The organism is Roseibium album, assembly GCF_001404515.1.
Taxonomy (GTDB): domain Bacteria; phylum Pseudomonadota; class Alphaproteobacteria; order Rhizobiales; family Stappiaceae; genus Roseibium; species Roseibium album.
The window spans coordinates 19,170-41,443 of record NZ_CXWE01000018.1 but is presented as its reverse complement, the minus strand read 5'-3'; the positions used below and the strand labels follow the sequence as shown (position 1 = coordinate 41,443).

General features: G+C 58.2%; 18 protein-coding genes. 16 read left to right on the top strand and 2 right to left on the bottom strand.

Annotated features, from left to right (window positions below; all coding sequences use genetic code 11):
* Window positions 1–195: 195 nt before the first annotated feature.
* The 5 genes from LA5095_RS31275 to LA5095_RS31255 all read left to right on the top strand — a co-directional run bounded on the left by LA5095_RS31275 (window position 196) and on the right by LA5095_RS31255 (window position 8,190).
* On the top strand, window positions 196–1,269 hold the full coding sequence (locus LA5095_RS31275) for a cytochrome-c peroxidase (protein WP_055391897.1): 1,074 nt from the start codon (window positions 196–198) through the stop codon (window positions 1,267–1,269).
* Between the two features lie 12 nt (window positions 1,270–1,281).
* Window positions 1,282–2,424 (top strand): cytochrome-c peroxidase, encoded by a 1,143-nt coding sequence (locus LA5095_RS31270; protein WP_208992930.1) that lies wholly within the window; start codon window positions 1,282–1,284, stop codon window positions 2,422–2,424.
* A gap of 11 nt (window positions 2,425–2,435) precedes the next feature.
* Window positions 2,436–3,032: an arsenate reductase (azurin) small subunit gene (locus tag LA5095_RS31265; protein ID WP_082442605.1), complete on the top strand. Its 597-nt coding sequence runs from the start codon at window positions 2,436–2,438 to the stop codon at window positions 3,030–3,032.
* Window positions 3,033–3,043: 11 nt separating this feature from the next.
* The gene (locus LA5095_RS31260) at window positions 3,044–5,719 is read left to right on the top strand and encodes an arsenate reductase (azurin) large subunit (RefSeq protein WP_055391896.1); all 2,676 of its coding nucleotides are present in this window, start codon (window positions 3,044–3,046) and stop codon (window positions 5,717–5,719) included.
* Window positions 5,720–5,811: 92 nt separating this feature from the next.
* Entirely contained in the window at window positions 5,812–8,190 is a 2,379-nt protein-coding gene (locus LA5095_RS31255; protein ID WP_055391895.1) for a HEAT repeat domain-containing protein, read from the top strand.
* Between the two features lie 62 nt (window positions 8,191–8,252).
* On the opposite strand, the gene LA5095_RS31250 is transcribed toward LA5095_RS31255, so the two are convergent.
* Together LA5095_RS31250 and LA5095_RS31245 are read right to left on the bottom strand one after the other, a co-directional pair.
* Entirely contained in the window at window positions 8,253–9,752 is a 1,500-nt protein-coding gene (locus LA5095_RS31250; RefSeq protein WP_055391894.1) for an aldo/keto reductase, read from the bottom strand.
* Window positions 9,753–9,762: 10 nt separating this feature from the next.
* Window positions 9,763–10,413 carry a GntR family transcriptional regulator gene (locus tag LA5095_RS31245; RefSeq protein WP_055391913.1) on the bottom strand — a complete coding sequence of 217 codons (651 nt, stop codon included), beginning with the start codon at window positions 10,411–10,413 and terminating at the stop codon, window positions 9,763–9,765.
* A gap of 114 nt (window positions 10,414–10,527) precedes the next feature.
* Between LA5095_RS31245 and LA5095_RS31240 the strand changes: the two genes are divergently transcribed.
* From LA5095_RS31240 to LA5095_RS31180, 11 genes are all read left to right on the top strand, one after another.
* Window positions 10,528–10,938: a TIGR04076 family protein gene (locus LA5095_RS31240; RefSeq protein WP_055391912.1), complete on the top strand. Its 411-nt coding sequence runs from the start codon at window positions 10,528–10,530 to the stop codon at window positions 10,936–10,938.
* Window positions 10,935–12,017: an aldo/keto reductase gene (locus LA5095_RS31235; protein ID WP_055391893.1), complete on the top strand. Its 1,083-nt coding sequence runs from the start codon at window positions 10,935–10,937 to the stop codon at window positions 12,015–12,017. Before LA5095_RS31240 ends, LA5095_RS31235 begins: the two co-directional genes overlap by 4 nt.
* Window positions 12,010–12,783, top strand: a complete 774-nt coding sequence (locus LA5095_RS31230) for an ABC transporter ATP-binding protein (protein WP_055391892.1) — start codon at window positions 12,010–12,012, stop codon at window positions 12,781–12,783. Before LA5095_RS31235 ends, LA5095_RS31230 begins: the two co-directional genes overlap by 8 nt.
* Window positions 12,776–13,504, top strand: coding sequence for an ABC transporter ATP-binding protein (locus tag LA5095_RS31225; RefSeq protein ID WP_055391891.1), 729 nt, complete (start codon window positions 12,776–12,778; stop codon window positions 13,502–13,504). Before LA5095_RS31230 ends, LA5095_RS31225 begins: the two co-directional genes overlap by 8 nt.
* Window positions 13,501–14,415, top strand: coding sequence for a branched-chain amino acid ABC transporter permease (locus LA5095_RS31220; RefSeq protein ID WP_055391890.1), 915 nt, complete (start codon window positions 13,501–13,503; stop codon window positions 14,413–14,415). The genes LA5095_RS31225 and LA5095_RS31220 overlap by 4 nt, the downstream gene beginning before the upstream one ends.
* Complete coding sequence (locus tag LA5095_RS31215) at window positions 14,412–15,389, top strand: branched-chain amino acid ABC transporter permease (protein WP_055391889.1); 978 nt, start codon at window positions 14,412–14,414, stop codon at window positions 15,387–15,389. The genes LA5095_RS31220 and LA5095_RS31215 overlap by 4 nt, the downstream gene beginning before the upstream one ends.
* Complete coding sequence (locus tag LA5095_RS31210) at window positions 15,386–16,642, top strand: ABC transporter substrate-binding protein (protein ID WP_055391888.1); 1,257 nt, start codon at window positions 15,386–15,388, stop codon at window positions 16,640–16,642. The genes LA5095_RS31215 and LA5095_RS31210 overlap by 4 nt, the downstream gene beginning before the upstream one ends.
* Before the next feature lie 632 nt (window positions 16,643–17,274).
* Window positions 17,275–18,111, top strand: a complete 837-nt coding sequence (locus LA5095_RS31195) for an alpha/beta hydrolase (RefSeq protein ID WP_158510458.1) — start codon at window positions 17,275–17,277, stop codon at window positions 18,109–18,111.
* Window positions 18,108–19,262, top strand: coding sequence for a fumarylacetoacetate hydrolase family protein (locus LA5095_RS31190; protein ID WP_055391884.1), 1,155 nt, complete (start codon window positions 18,108–18,110; stop codon window positions 19,260–19,262). The genes LA5095_RS31195 and LA5095_RS31190 overlap by 4 nt, the downstream gene beginning before the upstream one ends.
* 12 nt (window positions 19,263–19,274) lie before the next feature.
* Complete coding sequence (locus LA5095_RS31185) at window positions 19,275–20,768, top strand: aldehyde dehydrogenase (NADP(+)) (protein ID WP_055391883.1); 1,494 nt, start codon at window positions 19,275–19,277, stop codon at window positions 20,766–20,768.
* A gap of 136 nt (window positions 20,769–20,904) precedes the next feature.
* Entirely contained in the window at window positions 20,905–22,170 is a 1,266-nt protein-coding gene (locus LA5095_RS31180) for an aminotransferase class V-fold PLP-dependent enzyme (RefSeq protein ID WP_055391882.1), read from the top strand.
* Window positions 22,171–22,274: the final 104 nt, after the last annotated feature.

Sequence of the window (22,274 nt, the reverse complement as noted above, 5' to 3'; positions counted from 1 at the left end):
TAATATTCGAACATTAGAAATTAAATAACTGAACTTTGAAAAGAAAAATCAAGATCTAAAAAAAGTCGCATGAACTGATTGCAATCAGTGCCGTGGTTCCAGAAAGGCGAATACTGGCCCTATCAGGGGAGAGGCAGGACGACCCGGTCTTGGGCCGTCTGATTGTTAATGCTCCCCTCCAAAACGGAGGGTCCTATGCGCCTAACTGCAAGTATTGCAGCTCTGCTATTAGCCACCACGGCCGTCTGGTCCGCTGATCAGGGCCCGGTCACGCCGATGGAGGTCAATCCGGAGCTGGCCGAACTTGGCAAACGTTTGTTCTATGATGAACGCCTGTCCGGAGACACGAATCTCTCCTGCGCGTCCTGCCATCAGCCGGATCTCGCCTTTACCGACGGCGAAGCGTTGTCGACGGCCTATAGCGGTTCGGAAGGTTTCCGGAACACACCCACCCTGGCCAATGTCGGTCAGCGTGCAGCGTGGATGCATGATGGGCGCCTTGGCACAAACCTGAACGACGTGTCCCGTGAAATGATCACGGAAGACTACATCATGAACATGGACATGCGGATGATGCAGGAGCGTCTGAAACAGGATCCTGTCTATGTCGAAATGTTCAAGGCTGCGGGCAAGGGTGAGCCGTCCAACGGCGGTGCGCGTTCCGCACTTCAGGAATTCCTGAAGTCGATCGCCTCTTCCGGGGCTCCTTTCGATACCGGCGACATGAGCGAAGCCGCCAAGCGCGGTTATGTGAATTTCAAGGGCAAGGCCGGCTGCACCGCCTGTCACTCCGGTGACCGTTTCACCGACGATCAACCGCACAACATCGGTGTTCCGAACAATCCGGATATCTGGTCCGATCCGCTGCGTCATCAGACCTATGTCGGCTACGCGAAGTTCATGGGTGTCGAAAACTACATGAATGTCCGTGAAGACCTTGGCGCATATGTCCGCGATCACAAGGAAGGCTCCAGACGCTCCTTCATGACGCCGACATTGCGCGAGCTGACCTATACCTCGCCTTACATGCACAACGGAATGCTGGAAACCCTGGAGGACGTGATCGAGTTCTACAACCAGGGTGGCGGTGAAGATCCGAACAAGGATCCACGGCTGTCGCCGCTCGGTCTGACCCGAGGTGAAAAATCCGATCTGGTCGAGTTCCTCAAGGCGCTGTCCGGTACGAGCTACAACCAACCTGCCTATGTCTGGGAACAGGATGACTACGAATATGAAGTCGTTCCCGACTGGAAAAACGCGACAAACTGAGGAGACAGGATCATGTCAAAAGCCATGAAGAAAACCGTCTCCGCATGGGCACTTGCAGGGGCATCCGCCCTTGCAATCGCCACCGGAGCCATCGCTGCCGACCGGCCCGCCGAGCTGGCGCCTCTCGGGGACCCGCCGATCCCGGCGGACAATCCGCAGACACCGGAAAAGATCGAACTCGGCAAGATGCTGTTCTTTGACCCGCGCCTTTCCGGCAACGGTGCCATGCCGTGCTCGGCCTGCCACCTGCCGGATGCCGGCTGGGACTTCCCGGACAAGATTTCGCTGGGATATCCCGGAACAGTTCACTGGCGGAATTCCCAGACCATCGTCAACTCCGCCTATTACGGCAACCTGTTCTGGGCCGGCTCTTCCAAGTCGCTCGAAGCCCAGGCCAGGTCCGCTGCCAAGGGCGCAGTTGCCGGCAACGGTGAAGACGACATGCTGGAAGCCCGTCTTGCCTTTGTTCCGGAGTATCGCGAGCGGTTCAAGGATGTATTCGGAACTGAATATCCGCGTCTGGGTCATGCGTGGATGGCGATCGCCGCGTTCGAGCGTACCCTGGTTCAGACCGACACGCCGTTCGACAACTATATGCGCGGCGATGATGCTGCGCTGGATGAAGCCCAGAAACGCGGCCTGGAGCTGTTCACCGGCAAGGCCGGTTGTTCGCAGTGTCACAACGGCGCGCTGCTGACAAACCAGAAATACTACAATCTCGGCGTGCCACCCTATGACGGATGGGAAACCGACGAAATTGCGCAGATCACCTTCCGCTATGAACTCTATGCAAAAGGCTCCACGGAAGAAATGTACCGGACCTTCAAGGATGATCCCGGCGCCTATTTCCGTGCAAAGGACAAGAACCATCTCGGCAAGTTCCGCGTTCCGTCCCTGCGTTACACAAAGTACACGGCCCCGTACATGCACAACGGCATGATCGAGACGCTGGAAGACGTTGTTGAATTCTACAACCAGGGCGGGGGTGAGAACGAGTTCGCCAAGACCAAGAGCGAACTCATCAAGCCGCTCGGACTCAACGATGACGAAAAAGCCGATCTGGTGGCCTTCCTGGAAAGCCTCACCGGTGAACGAATCGTGATGGAGGAGCCGGAGCTTCCCGAATACGACGTTCTTCCGGCGGCCTCGAACTAAGGAGACGGATTATGACAAAACACCAGACCCCGATCGATCCGGCCCTGATCGAAGCCATCAATGGCCCGAAGGAAGTCGCGAAGACCGGCAAGCGGTGCCTGATGAACCGCCGTCAGTTTCTGCTGACGTCAGGCATCACAACTTTCACGGTGATGGTCGCACTGAAAGCGGGTCCGGCCTCGGCGAAGGTTCCGGCCGTTGTGTCGACCTATGAGCGCAAACATATCGGCAAACTGTCCGGGTTGAAGGAAGACGAGCCACTCGACTTTACCTATCCCGATGACGGTGCTTACTCGGAATCCATGCTGGTCAAACTCGGTCGAGAGGCCGGTGGCGGCATAGGGCCGGACAAGGATGTGGTGGCGTTCAACTACACCTGTACCCACCAGGGCGGCCCGCTTCAGGGCACCTACAAGTCCGAGGACAAGGTTCTCGGACCATGCCCGCTACACCTGACCACATTCGATCTGACACGCCACGGCATCTTCATTTCCGGACAAGCTTACCAGAGCCTGCCACAGGTGCTCCTGGAGCTGGACGGCGATGACATCTACGCCGTTGGAATGTTCGGCCTGATTTACGGCCGCTATGACAATCTCAAGGGCTGAGGAGACCGAGAATGTCCACACCCTATTATATCCCCGAGACGAATATCCCGCTGCCGCCGGTGGATGCAGATGTGATCTCGACGGCGTGCGACTACTGCATCGTCGCCTGCGGTTACAAGATCTATCGCTGGCCGGTCAAGGGCGGCAAGGTTGGCGGCGAAAAGGCCGATGAGAACGCGTTCGGCGTCGACTTCCCGGTCGACCCGCTCGGCCCATGGGTCGCACCGAACCAGTACAACGTTGTCCTGCATGACGGGGAACCTCACCACGTCATCATCATCCCGGACAAGGATACGGAACACGTCAATCTCCTGGGCAACTCCTCCATTCGCGGCGGAGCTCTTGCACAGAAGGTCTACAATCCGCAGACGCCGACTCGTGACCGCCTGAAATCTCCCATGATCCGCATGTTCGGTGTTCTGATGCCGGTCACCTGGGATTTTGCAATGGAGATCGCGGCGGAAGTCGGCAAGCATGTGATCAGGACGCATGGCGAGAACGCCTACTGCGTCAAGACCTTCTCCTATGGCTATATGGAAAACACCTACGCCATTACGAAATACGCACTGAACAGCGTCAATACCGCAAACTTCACGTTCCACGACACCCCGTCCGACGTCACGTCGACACCGGGTTTCCGCGACGCGGGCTTCGACAATTTCGGCCCGTCTTACGAGGACTGGCGCGATGCCGAAACGCTTCTGGTCTGCGGCACCGACCCATATGAAACCAAGACGATCCTCTTCACTGACTGGATGATGCCTGGTATTCAGAACGGTCAGAAAGCGATCTTCATGGTGCCGCGCAAGACCGGCGGTATTGCCTATGCCGAAAAGAATGGTGGCATGTGGCTGGACATTCAGCCCGGAACCGACCTTCTGGTCGTCAACGCCATCGCTCGCGTCATCGTCGAAAACGGCTGGGAAGACAGTGACTGGATCCAGAAATGGGTCAACAACAAGTGGGAAAGCTCGTCCGGTTTCGGACAGGGCACGCGGAACACGCCATGGCAATGGCGGACCACCTGGGGCAAATTCCAGACCGCCGGATTTGAAGACTGGAAGAAATGGCTCCTGTCCCAGGACGAATTCGCACCGGAACAGGCGGCCGAGATCGCCCAGATCGACGTCCGGAAGATCTACACCGCTGCGGAGTGGATGGCGAAGCCGAAGGAAGACGGTTCACGTCCGAAGACATCGGTCATGATCGAAAAAGGCTTTTACTGGTCGAACAACACCGGCAACACACAGGCGATTTCCGCGCTCGGCATCATTGTCGGCGCCGGTGGACGCCCTGGCCAGGTTATCGGTCGTGCCGGTGGGCACCAGCGTGGTGGTCTGCGCGGCGGCAAGTACCCGCGCAACAAGTCGCCTGAGAAACTGCCCGGCCGTCGTCGCCGCGCAATGGATACGGACAGGTATCTCATGTCCGGCCACACACGCTTTGCGCACGTGATCGGCAATACCTGGATCCAGTCCATGTGCGGCTCGCAGTCGCTTGCTGCCAAGTTCAACGAATTGACGGTGCAAAATCCGCATCAGATCCGTTCGTTCGACAAGCAGGAGATTATCGATACCCTGAAGCGGCGCGTCGACAGCGGGGGCATGGTTGTTGTCAATCAGGATATCTATCTGGTTGATCCGATCGGCGCCCGGTATGCCGACATCGTGTTCCCGGCAGCAGGCTGGGGCGAGGACAATTTCACCCGTGCCAACGGTGAGCGCCGCATAAGGCTCTATCCGAAGTTCTATGATGCTCCCGGTGAAGCCAGGCCGGATTGGTGGATCATCGCCCAGTTGGCGACGGCCATGGGCTACAAGGGATTCGACTGGAAGAACTCCAACGAGGTTCTGGAAGAAGGCGCGCGCTTCTCCCGTGGCAGCCGCAAGGACTTCTTCAATGTCAAGGTCGTCGCTCAGCGTGAAGGCAAGACCCTTCACGAGAAGCTTGCCGAGTTCGGCACCAACGGCATCCAGGGTCCGGTCCTCCTTCAGGACGACGGCACGCTGGTCGGCACCAAGCGTCTGCACGACACCGAGCGCAAACTGCCGGCCGATGGTCCGTCCGGTGCGAACCGTCTGGGCAAGAAGCTGACGCATTTCAACTCGCAAACCGGCAAATGCAATATCCAGAAGTCGCCATGGAGCCTGTTCTCCGACTACTGGGCATGGCTGAAGCCCAAGGACGACGAACTGTGGGTCACGTCCGGACGCATCAACGAACGCTGGCAGTCCGGATACGACGATCGCCGCCGTCCGTACATCGTTCAGCGCTGGCCGGAAAACTGGGTGGAAATCCATCCGGATGATGCTGCGGAGCGCGGGATTGAGAACGGCGACTACGTGATGATGTATTCTGACCGCATCCCGGTCCAGAAGGACACGATCCTCGGGGTTGAAGGCGATGACTTCCAGTTCACCAAGCTGATGGAGCATGGCCATATCGAATTGACCGAGGCAGCTATCACGGCGGTCGCCATCGTCACGCCGGCTGTGAAGAAGGGGCTCCTCTACATGGATTTCCTGCACACGGCTCAGCCCGCGAACGCTTTGTCCGGACGGGTGGTCGACTGGATCAGCGGTAACTACAACTACAAGATGGGCGTTGGCCGTATCCGCAAGATCGGTACCTCGCCCTACAAGACCAGCTACCGGTCCATGTCTTTCGCGCGTCGCGACATCGCCTGACGGCACATCGCAAGACTGATCAAGATCAAGGCGGGAACGTGAGTTTCCGCCTTATTCTTTGCCGAATTCAATAAGGTAGAGGCTCTCCTTACATGACCCCAGAATCCGCGAAAGTTTCCGAAACACTGGTGCTCGGCAGTGAAGTCGAGGGCAACCTGCTGACGATCGTGCAATCAGGCACGCCCGCCGAGCAGTGTCTGGCAATAAAGGCCCTCGGCGCCTGGGCGCCGCCCTCCGCACGCACCGTTCTTCTGGAAGCGACCCACAACGCGGATCCCGATGTGCGGGTCGATGCCCTGCAGACCCTTGTGAAGCTTGAGGAAACAAACCTTGGCAAGGACTTCATGTGGAGCCTGGAAAATGATCCCGTAGGCGAAGCTAAGATTGCGGCCCTGCGCGGTTTGCGTCGCGAAGATCGGGATCTGGCAAGTTCCCTTCTGCAGCGTCTCATCCTGGATCGATGTGAGGAAGACGTCGCATGGGAAGACGAGGTCGACGATTGGGACGATTGGCTGGATATTCAAAAAGAAGTCATACACACCGTCGGCCGTCTGGGTATCGAGGATGCGGTGGATGTTCTTCTCACCGCAGCGAATGACGAATTCGGACAGGATCTTTGGCGCGAGACCCTTGAGGCATTGGCCGGACTTGGCCGTCCGGGTCTGCTTGCTCTGATCGATGCCGGTCAAAGTGCTTCTGAACGCCACCGCGAGCGCGCGGCCCGTGCCCTCGGCGCGTCTCGCGATTCAATGGCGATCAAGGCGCTGGACGCGCTCAGCCAGGACAAGGTGGCAAGCGTGCGCCTGGCTGCGCTCGAAACGATGCTGGAGCGCAAGGCACCGTTGTTCGATGCCCTTTTGATCGAGGACCAGTCAGGAAGTATCCGTGCGTTCGCAGCCGCAAGATCTCAGACAATCGCAACAGACAACCTCATTCAGCTGGCCATTTCCGATGAGGACAAAATGGTGAGGCTCGCCGCTGCCAGGCGGTTGAGCGAACGGCGTCCGTCTGCTGCCCAGATCGGCAGACTTGTCAATCACGCGAAGCTCAAGCTGAGGCATGAATCGGAGGACTTCGTTGCAGCACTTGTCGGGATCCTGGCAGAAAGCGGAAGCGACGAAGCCTTCGATCTGCTCATGGAAATCAAGACCCGTAGTCCCAAACCGGATATCCAACGAGCTGTTCTCACCGCGTTTTCGAGATTTGAAAATCCCGAGGTTCTGGAACATTTGGCCGACGGCATTACCTCCGGTAGCCAGATGGTTCGTCTTTCGGCACTGGTGTCCCTTGCCGCATTGTCGCGCGGGAGTGGTGAAATTGCCGACAATGCTGCAGCCGTCCTGTTGCTGGCAGCTCGCGGGGGTTTGGTGTCTGAAGAAGAGGAAACAAAAGAAAAGGAAAAAAACGGCGGCCAGGAGGAGGCAAAGCAATTCGGGGCACGTGCGAGAGACGATGACGGCGGCAACAAAAACAGGATAGTTCTGGATCGTGAAGGCAACATCGTTCCGCAGGAGACTTCCAGCGAGCCTGCGAAACTGAGCGACTATCGCAATCCTGAAGAGGCGACGCCCACCGGGGACACGGACCTTGATCTGCCGCCGGAAAATGAAGCCGAAGCGTCAGTCGACGCCCTTGCAGAAGACGGTGCCGACGTGGTGGCGTTCCCTCAGAGCACACTTTCAGCAATCCTGCAGGGAGATGTTGAACAGGCGGAATTTCAGGAAGAGAAGATCGACCTCTCGGAGGAGGATCTGAAATTCCTCGAGCTGGCGCAATCGACACTGCAAAAAAAGAGGGTTCGCCCTGATGTTGCCCCGAACACGGCCCTGGACATTCGGCGGATTGCCGTCAGGCTGATCGGCGAGCAGGTCCACTCCGCGTTTACCCCTGTACTTCTGGAGGCATTGAACGCGCGGGATAATGAATTGCGGGCAGCTGCACTTCGGGCACTCTTGCACCGGTGTACCAAAGGCGTTGCCCTTGAAGCATCGGACTGGAGCCGGCTGGCAAACCAGCCGCCCGATAACCATCTGCCTGCGCGGGCAGCCTATCTGGAGCTTCTGGCATTCGCACCGAAGGAACTTGCGATGCCGCATCTTGAAGCTGCGCTTGCCGATGAAGCGAACATGGCGCAAGCAGCTGCGCTCGCGACCTTCGAGATCATGAAGATCGTGCCGCCACAAGTTCCGGGCATGCTGCATTCCGGTGATCGCGGCACGCGGCGGGCCGCGCTGAAGCTTGTCTGCGGCCTGGGTGAGACGGACAGAACGGATGCTCTGGTCCAGGCGACATTTGAAGAGAGCGGGGCGCTCTGGGCCGAACTGGCTGCGGCATTGAAAAAACGCGGAGCGTGCCCGCTAACCGCAAAAATAATCGCCAGATTGGACGAGGCTTGCACAAGGGGCGGCGTGAATCGTCAAATTGCCTTGCAGGTCCTGTCGGGCATGGGGGACGCCAAAGACGCGGCGTGATCCTGAACATCTGGCCCTCAAGACCCTTGCTGATTGGCTGGGGTCTTGTGGATCAGCTTGTTTCAAGCTGCTCCGTGCTGATCCGACGCATGTCCCAGCGGGCCCTTCAGCAGCGCTTCCGCCTCGATTTCCACCTTGTGGTCGCCAATGAGACCCGCGACGACAACAAGCGTGTTTGCGGGTTTGATGTCGGCAAAAACGCGCCCGTGGGCTCTTGAAATTTCCAGCACGTCATTTTCGTCGACGATGTAGATCCGTGTACGCACGACATCGTTCGCGCTTGCTCCCAGGGCAGTGAGCGCGGCAAGAATTTTATCCAGAATGTAGGTTGTCTGCGCCGCGGCATCTCCCGGGGCAACGGCGCGCGCAAGTCCTGCGACCGCGGTTGTCCCCGAAACAAGGATCCGGTTGCCGATCCTGTGCGCACGGCAATATCCGGCGATCTCTTCCCAGTCGGATCCCGTCAACACCTGTTTGGCGTCGGGCCGGTGAGTGGCGTCAGCTGCCGAGTGAGCCAGCGGCATTTCAGCCAGGTGATGGCTCAGGTCGCCCGATGCGGTCAGGAATGGCGGCCGTCGATATTCGTCTCCACAGTCGCCGGGAACTGCATCGGTTTCGCAAAAGGCCCGGGCAAGTCTGTCCTGGTCGTCCTTGTCGAGCGTGAAGGAAAACAGGTTCGCATTGTCGGAAATGTGGTCGCTCTCACCGATGCGTGCGCCGACGATGACACCGGCAACGGCCTGCTGTTCAAGGGTCCAGCGTGTCGCGATATTGGCGATCGAAACGCGATGCTTCTGTGCAACCTCGTTGGCCGCGGTCAGAATGGACTGGAATCCGCTCCAGCCGCCGGCAGCGTCGATAAAACGCTTGTATTTCATCTTCGACCAGTCCGGGATGTCGTCCGGTTCCGGCTTGCCGAGCCAGCGGTCGGACAGGAAGCCGCCGCAGAGCGTTCCATAGGCCAGCAGTCTGACACCAGAAGCAGCGCAGACCTCGCTCAGCGGTCCCAGGGCTCGGCGGTCGATCATCGAGAACGACACCTGGTTTGTCACCAGAGGGATACCGTCGGACAGAGCAAGTCTTAGATGCGCAGCATCGAAATTGGTCACACCCAACGCCTTGATCAGGCCCTCCTCCTTGAGGAGCGCCATTTCGTGCAGTGCATCCAGCCATGCAGGGTGCTCAAAGCTCCACCAGTGGAACTGCAGCAGGTCGATACAGTCGGTGCCCAGGCGGTCAAGTCTTTCCTGAACACCCGCGCGGACGATTTCGGCCGTCATGGGTCCCGGTTCCGGACACCACTTTGTACAGGCCTGCGGAGAGACCCCGTCACGATATCGTGCAAGTAACTGTCCGGATATGATTTCGGCGCTGCCGTAATGATCGGCCATGTCGAATGTCGAAAACCCTGCGTCAACATAGGCCTGAAGAGAATCTGCAGCGCTTTCAGGATTCAGAAGGTTACCGGTTTTTTCAATGTCGGCAACTTGCCAGAGGCCTGTAACGATACGGCTGATTTCCAGCCCGTCGGTGAGTGGGTAGCGCGGTGGCGCAGCTGTCATGAAGTGTCCTTCAGCTTTCAGGCAGCAAAAGCTTGAAGCTTCGCTCGATGTCGAGGGCGAGGGATCGTTGCGCCGATTTGCGGTCGTTGTCGCGCAAGGCGGCAATAATCTCCTCATGATGAATGTGTTCGGGAATTTCGCCGGCCGCCTGTTCGCGAACCACCAGGTTCAGGAAAGCTCCGTATTGCAGCCAAAGGGCTTCCACCAGGGGAAGAATGACCCTGGATCGGGACTGCCTGTAGAGGGTGAAGTGAAAGTCGTAATTCTGCTTGAGATCCGGTGTTCCTGTTTCGGAACGGGGAGCTGAAATGATCTTCTCCAGACCGGTGATGACGTCCTTGTCGATCCGATCCATCGCCTCTTCGAGAAGCAGGGCCTCAAGGGCCAGGCGTGCCGATTTCAGTTCGCGCATCCGGTCCGCGTCAAACGGCGGCACTTCCAGCGTGCGGCTTGGCGTATCGACCAGCGCACCTTCTGCAACAAGCCGGCGCACGGCTTCACGCACAGGTGTCATCGATGTACCGAGCTGATCCGCCAGGGTCCGGAGGCTGACGGTCTCGCCCGGCGCAAAAGCACCGCGCGTAAAAGCTTCGTGAAGTGCATCATATGCGCTTTCGCGAAGCTTCGACTGATCGATACGAGCGATTTTCGGCTGGCTCATCCCTGTTCCTTCGGTCCTTGGCGGGTTTCTTGCCTTGACAACCTTATTTTGTGACATGGTATAAAATATCACAGATCACACGCAAGGTATTTGGTCAAAAAAGTGGTGAGTGCGGTGGTAGACGAACACGATGACCGGGAAGACGAAGTCAGGTCCGATGGTGAGAATGGCTTCTGGCTTTATGACCTGAAGGTTGAGACGGTGCTCGACGGGCGGACGCCGGTCTGCCGACATATTGAAGGCGAGAGCTTCGCTGTCGAGGGCGAGGCTCTGGTTTTCGCGGAAGGTCAGCGGGTCTCCATGTACGCCATGGCTGCGGTTCTTCCCTTTCTGCCGGCCAAGCAGAGGGAGACGAGCGCAAGCGACTGGATGACGACGGACGCGGAGATCGCGTGCCCGGATCCCCATTGCGGGGGACGGTTTCGAATTTCCCGGGCTGGAAAGCGTTGGTTTACGCATGCCGAGACCACCGGCCTGCCCGACGCGCGCAGTAAGCCCTATTGGCGGAAGGACGAGGCGGAATGACCGTTGAAACTGCCGATCTCTGCCCGGGTTATGCGATTTCGCGGGTCATCAAGGGTGGCTGGCAACTCGCCGGCGACCATGGTCCCGTGGAAGCTGCCTCGGCAATCGCGGATATGGAAGCCTTTGTCGACGCGGGCATAACCGCGTTTGATTGTGCCGACATCTATACGGGCGTGGAAGAAATGATCGGCACTTTTATCGCCGACCTGCGCCGACGGCGCGGATCAGACATTTCCGACCGGGCCCAGGTTCATACCAAACTGGTTCCCGACCTTGAGCGGCTCGACACACTGACCGCGGACGAAGTGGAGGCGATTGTCGACCGGTCGCTGAAAAGGCTTCAGATTGAACGCCTGCATCTTGTCCAGTTCTACTGGTGGGACAGCAGGGTCGGATCGCCGGTGCGGGCGATGGAGGTCTTACGGCGGTGTCAGGAAAAGGGAAAGATTGCTCATCTGGGCGTGACCAACTGGGATGTTTCGGAAACGGCACCGTTTCTGGCTGCGGGTATCGAACTGGTATCGACCCAGGTCCAGTATTCATTGCTGGACAGGCGCCCTGCAAGGACGCTGGTTCCCTGGTGCGCGGACCATGATATCAGGCTTTTGTGCTACGGAACGCTGGCCGGCGGTTTCCTGACGGAAAACTGGCTTGGCAAACCTGATCCCGGTTTTGAATTTGAAAACAGATCCCTCGTCAAATACCGTCTGATCATCGATGAGTTCGGACCCTGGTCGACGTTTCAGTCCTTGCTCGGCCTTCTTGAGCAGATAGGCAATCGGTATGGTGTCACGCTGAGCTCCGTCGCGACCCGCTGGGTCCTGCAGCAGCCACAGGTCGCAGCGGCGATTGTCGGGGCAAGATATGCCAGGCATCTGCCGAAGACGCTGGAAGTGTTCCGCTTCAATCTGGATGAGGGCGATCTTGCCGAGATAGCGAGGTTCCTGGAAACTGCTCCGGGTCCGCAGGGACCGGTTTTCGCTCTGGAACGCGACCGCAACGGCCGGCATGGCCGGATCATGAAGTATAATCTCAATACCCGTCCGGACGACGCGGTTCTGGGAGCCGCCAATGGATAACGCTATCCTATCGCTGAACGGCGTCAGCCGGTCTTTTGGTGACTTCAAGGCGGTCGACGACGTCTCGTTGAAGATCCGGGAGGGTTCGATCACTGGTCTGATCGGACCCAACGGCGCAGGTAAATCGACCCTTTTCAATGTAATAGCGGGCGAACTTTCACCGAACGGTGGATCCGTTGATTTTCTCGGCACGAACGTATCCAGACTGGCCCCGGACGCGCGCTTTGCCCTCGGCCTCGGACGTACATTCCAGATCCCGCGGCCTTTCGGGCGCATGAGCGTTCTGGAAAATGTCATGCTCGCGCCCATGGACCAGACGGGTGAAACGCTCCTCGGAGCCGTATTGGGCAAAAGCCGTATTCGCGATCAGGAAGAGGCAATCCGCAAAAGAGCTTTTGAAGTGCTGGATTTCCTGACACTTCGCCACGTCGCAGACCAGCCGGCGGCGAAGATATCGGGCGGGCAGATGAAGCTTCTGGAGCTGGCGCGCGTTCTCATGGGCGATCCCAGGCTGATCCTGCTGGACGAGCCCGCTGCGGGCGTAAATCCCGCCCTGACCGAGATATTGATCGAAAAGATCGAGGAGCTGAACCGAAACGGCAAGACTTTCCTCATCATCGAACACGACATGGACTTTGTGATGCGTCACTGCGATCCGATAATTGCCATGGCAGAGGGGCAGGTGGTGTTTGAGGGCACATCGGTGGAAGCGCAGTCCAATCCGATCCTCCTGGACGCCTATCTGGGAGCGCCGCTGGATGCCTGATGCTCTTCTGCAGATAGATACGTTGACAGCCGGGTATGTGAAGGATCTTCCAATCCTGCGTGGGGTGTCGTTGACGGCGCGGTATGGAGAATTGACGGTTATCATCGGGCCGAATGGCGCCGGAAAATCGACGCTGATCAAGGCGGTCGCCGGACTGCTGCAGGTAACTGAGGGAAAGGTTACGCTCGACGGCGGCAATATCACGGGGATCTCACCGGACCGGATGACACGCGCCGGCATCGCTTATGTGCCGCAGACCGATAATGTCTTCCGCACACTCACCATCCAGCAAAATCTCGACCTCGTATTGAAGCTGCACAGCAATCCCTCGGGGCGTCTGGCGGCTCTGTTCAGACAGTTTCCCGTCCTGAAGGAAAAGAGGCGCAGCAAGGCGGGATCTCTTTCGGGAGGACAGCGTCAGTTTCTGGCAGTTGCCCTGGCACTTGCCGTCGAGCCGCGCTTGATCCTGATGGATGAACCTTCCGCGGGTCTGTCCCCGAAGGCAGCCGAAGAAGTGCTCGATCACGTCAAGGAACTGACGCGACAGGGTGTCTCGGTGCTTCTGGTGGAGCAGAACGTGAAACAGGCGCTGAAGCGCGCCGACCATTGCTACGTGCTGGCGGAAGGCCGAAACCAGATTGACGGTCCGGCGGAAGAACTTCTCGAGAACCCGGCGCTTGGAAGGATTTATCTTGGCGGCGAACGGAAGGGGGCGGCATGATCCAGCATCTCGTCGACGGTATTCTGGTCGGATCCTTCCTGTCGCTCGGCGCCATCGGCCTGACCATGGTGATGCACATTCTGCGATTTGCCAATTTCTCGCATGCCGAGCTTCTGTCCATTGGGGCCTATTGTGCCCTGGTTTTCGACAAGCTGTTTGAAAGCGTGCTTCCGGTCTTGTCGGCCAAATTCGGACCGCTTTCCATTACCGGGGCTCTTGCGGTCTCCATTCTGATTTCGATGGCTGTGACCGGTTTCACGGCCGTTCTGATCGATCGCCTGATTTTCCGCAGGGTACGGCAGAAGGGCGGCGAGTTGTCGATGGTATTCGCCTCGTTCGGAATGGCATTGGTCATCCGCAACATCATAGGTCTTGTTTTCGGCCTTTCGAGCGAACTCTATTCTCGCGACATTGCTTTCGCGATGGTGCTCTCACGCGATCCGCTTCTGCTCGTCAAGCCGGACCAGGTATTTGTATTGTTTGCTGCGTTGATCATCATGTTCGGCCTGTATCTTGTCCTTTCACGCACCACGTTTGGCTTTTCATTGCGCGCGATTGCGGAAAATCCGAGCCTGGCGCAGGTTCATGGCGTGAATCTCAGGCGCATGGTTGCCGCCGTCTGGATCATCGGCGGCGCGCTGGGCGCCATCGCAGGTGTGTTTTATGGCCTCAGCTATCAGATAACGCCGGTGATGGGACGTGATCTGGTGTTGCCGATATTCGCCGCCACCATCGTCGGTGGAATCGGGAGCGTTTATGGTGCGGTTCTTGGAGGCTTCATTGTCGGCGTGGCTTCAAATCTCGCGCTGGTCGTGCTTCCGTCCGGTTACAGTCCTTCTGTTCCCTTCCTGATGATCCTGGCCGTTCTGTTGGTTCGGCCGAACGGTCTCTTCGGGGAGGCACGGGCATGATCGGTGTCATTTCCTATCTGGTTTTCTTTACCACCGTTGCATCCATTCTCGGTATCGCGGTGCTCGGCCTGAACCTGCAATGGGGCAATACCGGCCTCTTCAATGGCGGTGTCGTTGCCTCCTTTGGAGCCGGCGCTTACGGGACATTGATGCTTGGCGGGCCGGCGCAGGACGGTCACCTCGGTGGTTTCGGGCTGTTTTATCCCCTCGCATTGCTCGGCGGAATGGTTGCGGCAGGCGTGCTTGCCTGGATCGTCGGCAAGCTGACGCTGCGCCTGCGGCACGACTACCTGGCAATTGCCACGTTCGGTGTCGCGGTTGCTTTCGAAAACGTCATGCGCAATGCCACGTCCATAACGGGAGGCGCACAGGGCATCCGGGGCTTCGAACGTCCCCTGAGAGATGTTCTCGGCGACGGATTTACCTATAATGCCGTGTTTCTCGCCGGTGTCCTTGTGGTTCTGCTTCTGGTCTATGTGTTCCTGGAGAGACTGACCGTCTCACCGTTCGGCCGTCTCCTTCGTGCAATCCGCGAGGATGAGACTGCGGCCCGGTCCCTGGGAAAGTCCCCTGACCGCATCCGCCTGATTTCATTCGTGACCGGATCCGTCATCATCGGTCTGGCCGGTGGCCTCTATGGTACGTTTTATGCGTTTGTCAGCCCGCAGGACGTTCTTCCGATCCTCACGTTTCAGATCTGGGCCATGCTGATTGTCGGCGGGGCCGGAAATACAAGGGGTGCCCTGGCCGGTGCCTTTCTCATCTGGGGTGCCTGGACATTTTCGGGATGGGCGCTCTCCCGCTTCGCACCCGTCGAAGCTCAGCTCTACACCGGTTCGATACAGTTCGTCCTGATCGGAATGGTGATTGTCGGCATGCTGCTCTGGAGGCCACAGGGCCTGTTTCCCGAGCGGCTGATCGTTTCTCAACCCGGTCGGAACCGGGAGAAAACACAAGTAGAGGGGTTCACATGAAAACGTTACTTACCGTTGCGGCCTTTGCGGCCGGAGTATCAGCTCTGAGCACTGGCGCTCAGGCGCAGGACTGCACGACCAAGATCGGTGCAACGCTGCCGACATCGGTCGACTGGGGCCGCCCCATTGCCGAAGTCGCGCAATTTGCCGTGGACCAGGTCAATGAAGCAGGCGGAGCAGGCGGTTGCCAGATCGAGATGGTGCTTCGCGACACGCAAGTTGACCCGAAGGTCGGTGTCGATGCTGCCAAGGCACTTGTTGATCTGGAAGGTGTCAATGTGCTTCTCGGAGCGGTTTCCTCCGGTGTATCGATGCCGATATTGTCGTCCGTTACTGTTCCAGGCGGCGTCATGCAGATGTCCTGTTGCTCCTCTTCCACCGCCTTCACCAAACTGTCGGAAGAAGGCAAGACCGACGGGTTGTGGTTCCGCACATTTGCAACAACGGCTGTTCAGTCTGCCATGGGAGCGAAAGTTGCTGCAGACAAGGGTTATGGGAGCGTCGCCATTCTTTACAAGAACGACGACTGGGGACAGGACATGGCCCGGTTGATCGCGGCCGATTTTGCCGCGGCAGGAATTAAGGTTACGTCCTCTGTCGCTGTCAACGACGGTCAACCTTCCTACCGGGCCGAAGTGACCAAGGCCCTCGGTGGCGAACCCGAAGCACTGTATCTCGCCCTTTACCCCAATGAGGGGACTTCGGCCGTGCGTGAGTGGTTGTCTCTCGGCGGAACGCAGAACATGATCCTGGCGAACTCTCTGAAATCCGATGAGTTTCGCGACAATGTCGGTCTGCAGTATCTGGGAAATGCGCTCGGCACGGATACCGCATCACCGCGCGTTGCCAGTGCCGACGCGTTCAAGGCTGCCTATGTGGAGAAGTTCGGATCCGAGCCTAACGGACCAGGCCTTGCCAACAGTTTCGACGCGGCGATGATTGCACTGCTGGCCATGGAAGCGGTGGGCAAAGACGCTTCGGGCAAGGACATTGCAGCGGCAGTTGCCAAGGTGACCGATCCGGACGGAACCCCGGTCACGGCAGATGTCGCCGGGTTCAAGAAGGCTTCTGAAACGCTCGCAGGTGGCGGTACGGTCAAGTATCAGGGAGCAACCGGTGACGTACGCTTCGACGCGAATGGTGATGTCTCAGCACCTGCAGTTGTCTGGAAGTTTACCGACAGCGGTGTGGATGAGGTGGAATACCTGTCTCTTGGTGAAGTGGATGCCTTCATTGCTTCATTGAAGAAGTAAACATCTGGTGCAGCTGATGCCCGGCATCTCGGATGTCGGGCATCGGTGAACTGAAAAATCATTTGGTCAGACGTATCAAACGGATTGGCAAGGATCCCGGCAGTGCCGGTATCGGCGACCAGCTCGCTCGATCGGGATTTGATACCTGTCGAAACAGGCCATTACCGTTCCGAACAGCATCAAGACAAAGCCTTCGATGGCACTCCGGCCTTGCAAATTTCTTTGCACTGCTTGAACGGCCTGTCAGGCTGTCCTAAACATTGCACCTCTCCGTATTCGGGAAACGAGATCAGGAATGTGACTGGTACTTTCGATTGGAATGAGTATATCGCGGCAAGCAGACCTATCGTGCTGCCTGTGGGTTAGATCGGGATCAGGCTCCAGGCCGGCAGAAAACGCCTTCTTGTTCGCCACAAGCATTGTCGGCCACATTCATTCCCGTCACGGGACTGCAGACAGCTTTCTGATATCTTCCAACCCATTCGAAACGGCATCAGCGTTGTCTCCGGAACGCAAGATCGGATTTTCGCCTGTATTGCTCACGAGGCAATATTCAAGAGGTACCCTGCATTGTTCTGTGCGCAGCAAATTTTTCGGTTGGGCCTTTCCTGCAAGTCGCCGGAGGAATTGAATTGAATTGGTCTGACGAACGGGAAACATGGGATTGTCAGTTCAGGTTCTCTGACGTGCTTCCGGATTTTGCGACCTGGCTTGACTGGCGGAACAAGGCCAGCCGGAAGGTCGGTCAGGCGGTGTCTTTCGAACGTGTTGCCTATGGCGGGCACGCCCGGCAATGGTTCGAGACAACCAGGTTTAAGGGTCCTCAGCCGCAGATCGTGCCGGTGTTCATACACGGCGGGTACTGGCGTGCATTGAGCGCGGAGGAACATCGTTGCGTCTTGCCGGGCCTGTCTTCGCTTGGAACCGCATGCGTGAACGTGGAGTACCGGCTGATGCCGGAGTTCAGACTTGACGAACTGGTGTCGGATTCGATTGCCGCGATACGTACCATTGCAAATTTGTATCCGGACGAGACAAGGCTTCTGCTTGTTGGGCACTCGGCTGGAGCGCACCTCGCGATCAGCGCAGCCATGAAGAGCGATATTGCAAATCACTTGTCAGGAGTGATTGCGGTCAGTGGCGTCTACGATCTGGTCCCGGTGGCCAAGTCTTTTTTGCAGGATGAGATCAGCCTCTCTGAGGCTGAAATTGTTGACCGAAGCCTTGTCGGCGTCAGTTTGGACGTTCCGCTCTTGTGTGTTGTCGGCGGCAATGAAACGGATGAATTCAAAAGACAGTCCCGCGTCATGGCTGATAACGCCGGATCGGGGCATCTGATAGTGCGGGGAGCCCATCATTTGAGTATCCTCGCTGACTTGAGCGCGGAAAACAGCCCTTTGATCGAAGCACTGGGGCATTGGGCGGGCGGCGCTGGCAATCCAGAAGAAGTGGACACGATAGCATCATGACATCCCTGTTGAATCTCCCGAGCGAAGGCGCCTTCGTGTTTCGGGTCTGGCGTCCGGACCTTTCAGGGCCGTCCGTTTGTACGTTGCGTGGAGACACTGTCGTCGATGTCACCTGTGTAGCCGTTCCAACTGTGAGGGATCTGCTCGAGCTCGATGATCCGTCGGCGTGGTTGGCCGGGGCCGAAGGTGTAACCGTGGGAACGCTTGCGCAGATCGAAGCTAACTCGACGGAACATCCGGTTCAGGACCGGCCCAGGTTCCTGGCGCCGCCGGACCTGCAGGCCATCAAGGCGTGTGGTGTTACCTTTGCGTTTTCGATGCTGGAACGTGTGATTGAGGAAAAAGCGCAGGGAGATCCCGGGAAAGCCGAACAGATCCGGCTGCGCTGCAAGTCGATTTTGGGCGACAGCCTTCGTTCTGTTGTTCCCGGATCAGAAAAAGCGGCGGAGCTGAAGGATGCCCTGATCGAAGAGGACATGTGGTCCCAATATCTCGAAGTGGGAATTGGCCCGGACGCAGAAGTCTTCACCAAGTCCCAGCCCATGTCGGCCGTAGGCTGGGGCGCTTCCGTCGGATTACATCCGATTTCGAACTGGAACAATCCGGAGCCGGAAGTGGTACTTGCGGTCGATGGTTCAGGTCGGATCAAAGGTGCCGCACTTGGCAACGACGTCAATCTGCGTGACGTCGAAGGCCGCTCGGCACTTCTGCTTGGCAAGGCAAAGGACAACAATGCATCGACCTCCATCGGCCCGGCTCTCAGGCTGTTTGACCAGACATTTTCGATGGATGATGTCCGGCGGCTGCAACTCGACCTGAAAGTGACTGGACCGGATGGATTTGAGCTCGTTGGTCATTCGACCATGACCGAAATCAGCCGCGACCCGGAAGACCTTGTGGCGCAGACACGCGGCCGCCACCATCAGTATCCGGACGGCTTCTTCCTGTTTCTTGGCACGCTGTTCGCGCCGACGGAAGATCGCAATGCCCCGGGCGAAGGCTTTACGCACAAGCTCGGCGATATCGTCGAAATATCGTGCGCAGAACTTGGAACACTCAGGAACACCGTACGACTGTCAACCGAATGCCCGGAATGGACATTCGGAACCAGCGCTTTCATGCGGAACCTGGCAAAACGCAATCTCATTTGAAGGACGATTTTGATGTTAACGGGTAAGAACCTTGTCAATGGTGAGTGGGTTTCGGGTGAAACCACGTTCCAGTCGCAACCTGCCGAAGGGCCTTCCAGCGTCTTTTCGGAAGCGTCGGTCTCCGATGTGGATCGTGCCTGCGAAGCAGCCGAAAAAGCGTTCGAAGTGTTCGGCAGCACGAGCGATGAACAACGTGCGGCCCTGCTGCACAAGATCGCCGACGAAATAGAAGCGCGGGGCGCTGAACTCACTGAAGTCGGGAGCCGGGAAACCGCCCTGCCGGCAGCCCGCCTTGAGGGGGAGCGCGGACGCACGGCAGGGCAGTTGCGCCTGTTCGCGGAAACGATCCTGAAGGGGGATTATCTGGACAAGCGCCACGATGAGGCCCTGCCTGATCGGGCGCCGTTGCCACGTCCTGAACTCTTTCTGATTCAGCGGCCAATCGGCCCTGTCGCCGTCTTTGGTGCGTCCAACTTTCCGCTGGCCTTTTCGACAGCCGGTGGCGACACCGCCTCTGCACTTGCGGCCGGCTGTCCGGTTGTGGTCAAGGGACACCCTGCTCATCCGGGGACCGGTGAAATTGTCGCCCAGGCTATCGACGCTGCGGTCAAGGCATGCGGAATGCCGGCAGGGACGTTCGGCTTTCTTCAAGGGACGACCCATGAACTCGGGCAGCAGCTGGTCCAGCATCCTCTTGTCAAGGCGGTCGGTTTCACCGGGTCGCTGCGTGGCGGCAGGGCGCTTTTTGACTTGTGCGCGGCGCGCTCTGAGCCGATTCCGTTTTTCGGCGAGCTGGGCAGCGTCAATCCAGTGTTCCTTCTGCCGTCGGCGATGGAACAGCGTGCCGAGGCAATCGGTGAAGGCTGGGCAGGTTCACTGACGATGGGCGTCGGCCAGTTCTGCACCAATCCCGGTATTGTGGTCGTTCGGGAGGGCGAAGAGGTTGACCGTTTTGCTGACGCTGCCGTGAAAGCATTGCAGGGTGTTGGTGCGCAGACCATGTTGACCGGAGGGATCGCTGCCGCCTGCCGTTCCGGCCAGGACCGCCTCGCCAAAACCGAAGGCGTTGAAACGCTGCTGAAGACGCAAAGCGAGTCGCAGGCTGCGACACCCTCCGTTTATCGGACGAATGCCGGGGTTTTCCTGGCAAATCATGCTCTTCAGGAAGAGGTCTTTGGGCCGGTGGGGCTGATCGTCACCGTCGCTGACGATGACGAGATGAGAACCGTTGCGGCCTGTTTTGACGGTCAGCTGACAGCAACCCTTCATCTGGAGGCAAATGACAACGCATTGGCGAAAACGCTTCTGCCAATTCTGGAAAGGCGTGCCGGGCGGGTCCTTGCGAACGGGTTCCCGACGGGGGTCGAGGTTGCCGAAACCATGGTGCACGGTGGACCTTACCCGGCGTCGACCAATTTTGGAGCAACGTCGGTCGGCACAATGGCCATCCGTCGCTGGCTGAGACCGGTCTGCTACCAGAACCTTCCGGCTGAACTGCTTCACTGAGGTTTTTGCAGCAAGGCATCCCGGCATCAACAGGTGCTGGAATGCCTTGAAAATTTCCCGGTCGTCGACGGTCCCGGCTCGGGTCAGCCGTCGCCGCTTTCTTCAAAAGGGCTCCAGGACTTTCAGGACCTTGACAATGATAGAGAACAATCCCGCCCTGATCGATGCGATCAGGGACCGCTTTGCCCACGTCGACAGCTGCCCGTTTCAGGGTCCGCGTATTTTTTTTGAAAATGCCGGTGGGGCGTTGACGCTGAAATCCGTTGTCGACACATCGTCCTTTTATGCATCGCTTCCGGACAATCCCGGCAGGATCAATGCTGCCGGGCAGGCGGGGCAGAACGTCATCGACAAGGCCAAGGCGGATCTGGCGGTTTTCATGAACGCGTCCTCCGGGCAGTTCTTTACCGGCGAGAGCGGTACGGAATTGCTGTTCCGCCTGATCAGAACAGCCTGTGTGAATTCACCTGGAAAATCCACGGTCATCGGTTCGTCAATCGAGCATCCGGCGACCCGCAGCGCCGCGCGGCGTTGGGCCGAGATCTCGGGACTCAACTACGAAAATGTTCCGCATGACAACGAGACGGGCCTGGTGACGGCAGAGGCTTACGCGGCGCTCCTGACGCCGGATGTAGCTGTTGCGACCATTCTGCATGCCTCTCCGGTGACCGGAATGGCAATGGATGTTGCCGCGATTTCGAAAACCATCCGCGGCGTTGCCCCGGAATGTCTCATCATCGTGGACGGCATCCAGCATGCCGCCCACGGACAGATCGACCTGGACAGCTACGACGTCGATGGCTACGCGATTTCCCCTTACAAGGTTTTCTCACGCCACGGCTACGGTATTGCCTGGGCTTCCGACAAGTTGAGCATTCTGCCACACGATATGCTCATCAACGCACCGGCGACCGGTTGGGAATTCGGAACCCGTGACGCAGGTGCCTATGCGACCGTTTCCGATGTGGTGAGTTACTTCGAATGGCTTGGTGGTGAAACATCGCCTGAAACCGGGCGCCGGGAGAAAATCGAGGCTGCCGGCCGCGCGATCCACGCCTACGAAGCGCATCTGGTCGATGCCATGATCAACGGCACGGGCAATTTGCCCGGACTGCGCGACATGGCCCATGTGAAGATCATTGCCGGTGCCGACAATTCCTCGCGCGAAGGATTGGTATCAATCGCAGTGGAGGGCATGTCGTCTCCTGATGTGGTCGAAGCGCTCAATCGGCAAGGTATCCGGACACACACACGCAAGGCTGACCACTATAGCGGCAATGTACTTGCGCCCCTGGACCTTGCAGACTGCGTCCGCGTTTCCCTTTGCCACTACAATACGCTGCAGGAAGTTGCTGAATTTCTTGGCGCAATCGGTGAAATCAAAGTGGAGATTGCAGCCTGATGATCCGCACCGATCGTCTGGTGGACATCCGGTTGCGGCACGCATCGCCAACCAGATAACCTGCACAAACGGAACTCGGGTCGCCTGAACAAGACGTCAGGCGA

Bases quoted from the DNA above. Each gene is read 5' to 3' on its own strand.
- LA5095_RS31275 (WP_055391897.1), top strand. From the start codon at position 196: ATGCGCCTAACTGCAAGTATTGCAGCTCTGCTATTAGCCACCACGGCC.
- LA5095_RS31270 (WP_208992930.1), top strand. From the start codon at position 1,282: ATGTCAAAAGCCATGAAGAAAACCGTCTCCGCATGGGCACTTGCAGGG.
- LA5095_RS31265 (WP_082442605.1), top strand. From the start codon at position 2,436: ATGACAAAACACCAGACCCCGATCGATCCGGCCCTGATCGAAGCCATC.
- LA5095_RS31260 (WP_055391896.1), top strand. From the start codon at position 3,044: ATGTCCACACCCTATTATATCCCCGAGACGAATATCCCGCTGCCGCCG.
- LA5095_RS31255 (WP_055391895.1), top strand. From the start codon at position 5,812: ATGACCCCAGAATCCGCGAAAGTTTCCGAAACACTGGTGCTCGGCAGT.
- LA5095_RS31250 (WP_055391894.1), bottom strand. From the start codon at position 9,752: ATGACAGCTGCGCCACCGCGCTACCCACTCACCGACGGGCTGGAAATC.
- LA5095_RS31245 (WP_055391913.1), bottom strand. From the start codon at position 10,413: ATGAGCCAGCCGAAAATCGCTCGTATCGATCAGTCGAAGCTTCGCGAA.
- LA5095_RS31235 (WP_055391893.1), top strand. From the start codon at position 10,935: ATGACCGTTGAAACTGCCGATCTCTGCCCGGGTTATGCGATTTCGCGG.
- LA5095_RS31230 (WP_055391892.1), top strand. From the start codon at position 12,010: ATGGATAACGCTATCCTATCGCTGAACGGCGTCAGCCGGTCTTTTGGT.
- LA5095_RS31225 (WP_055391891.1), top strand. From the start codon at position 12,776: ATGCCTGATGCTCTTCTGCAGATAGATACGTTGACAGCCGGGTATGTG.
- LA5095_RS31220 (WP_055391890.1), top strand. From the start codon at position 13,501: ATGATCCAGCATCTCGTCGACGGTATTCTGGTCGGATCCTTCCTGTCG.
- LA5095_RS31215 (WP_055391889.1), top strand. From the start codon at position 14,412: ATGATCGGTGTCATTTCCTATCTGGTTTTCTTTACCACCGTTGCATCC.
- LA5095_RS31210 (WP_055391888.1), top strand. From the start codon at position 15,386: ATGAAAACGTTACTTACCGTTGCGGCCTTTGCGGCCGGAGTATCAGCT.
- LA5095_RS31190 (WP_055391884.1), top strand. From the start codon at position 18,108: ATGACATCCCTGTTGAATCTCCCGAGCGAAGGCGCCTTCGTGTTTCGG.
- LA5095_RS31185 (WP_055391883.1), top strand. From the start codon at position 19,275: ATGTTAACGGGTAAGAACCTTGTCAATGGTGAGTGGGTTTCGGGTGAA.
- LA5095_RS31180 (WP_055391882.1), top strand. From the start codon at position 20,905: ATGATAGAGAACAATCCCGCCCTGATCGATGCGATCAGGGACCGCTTT.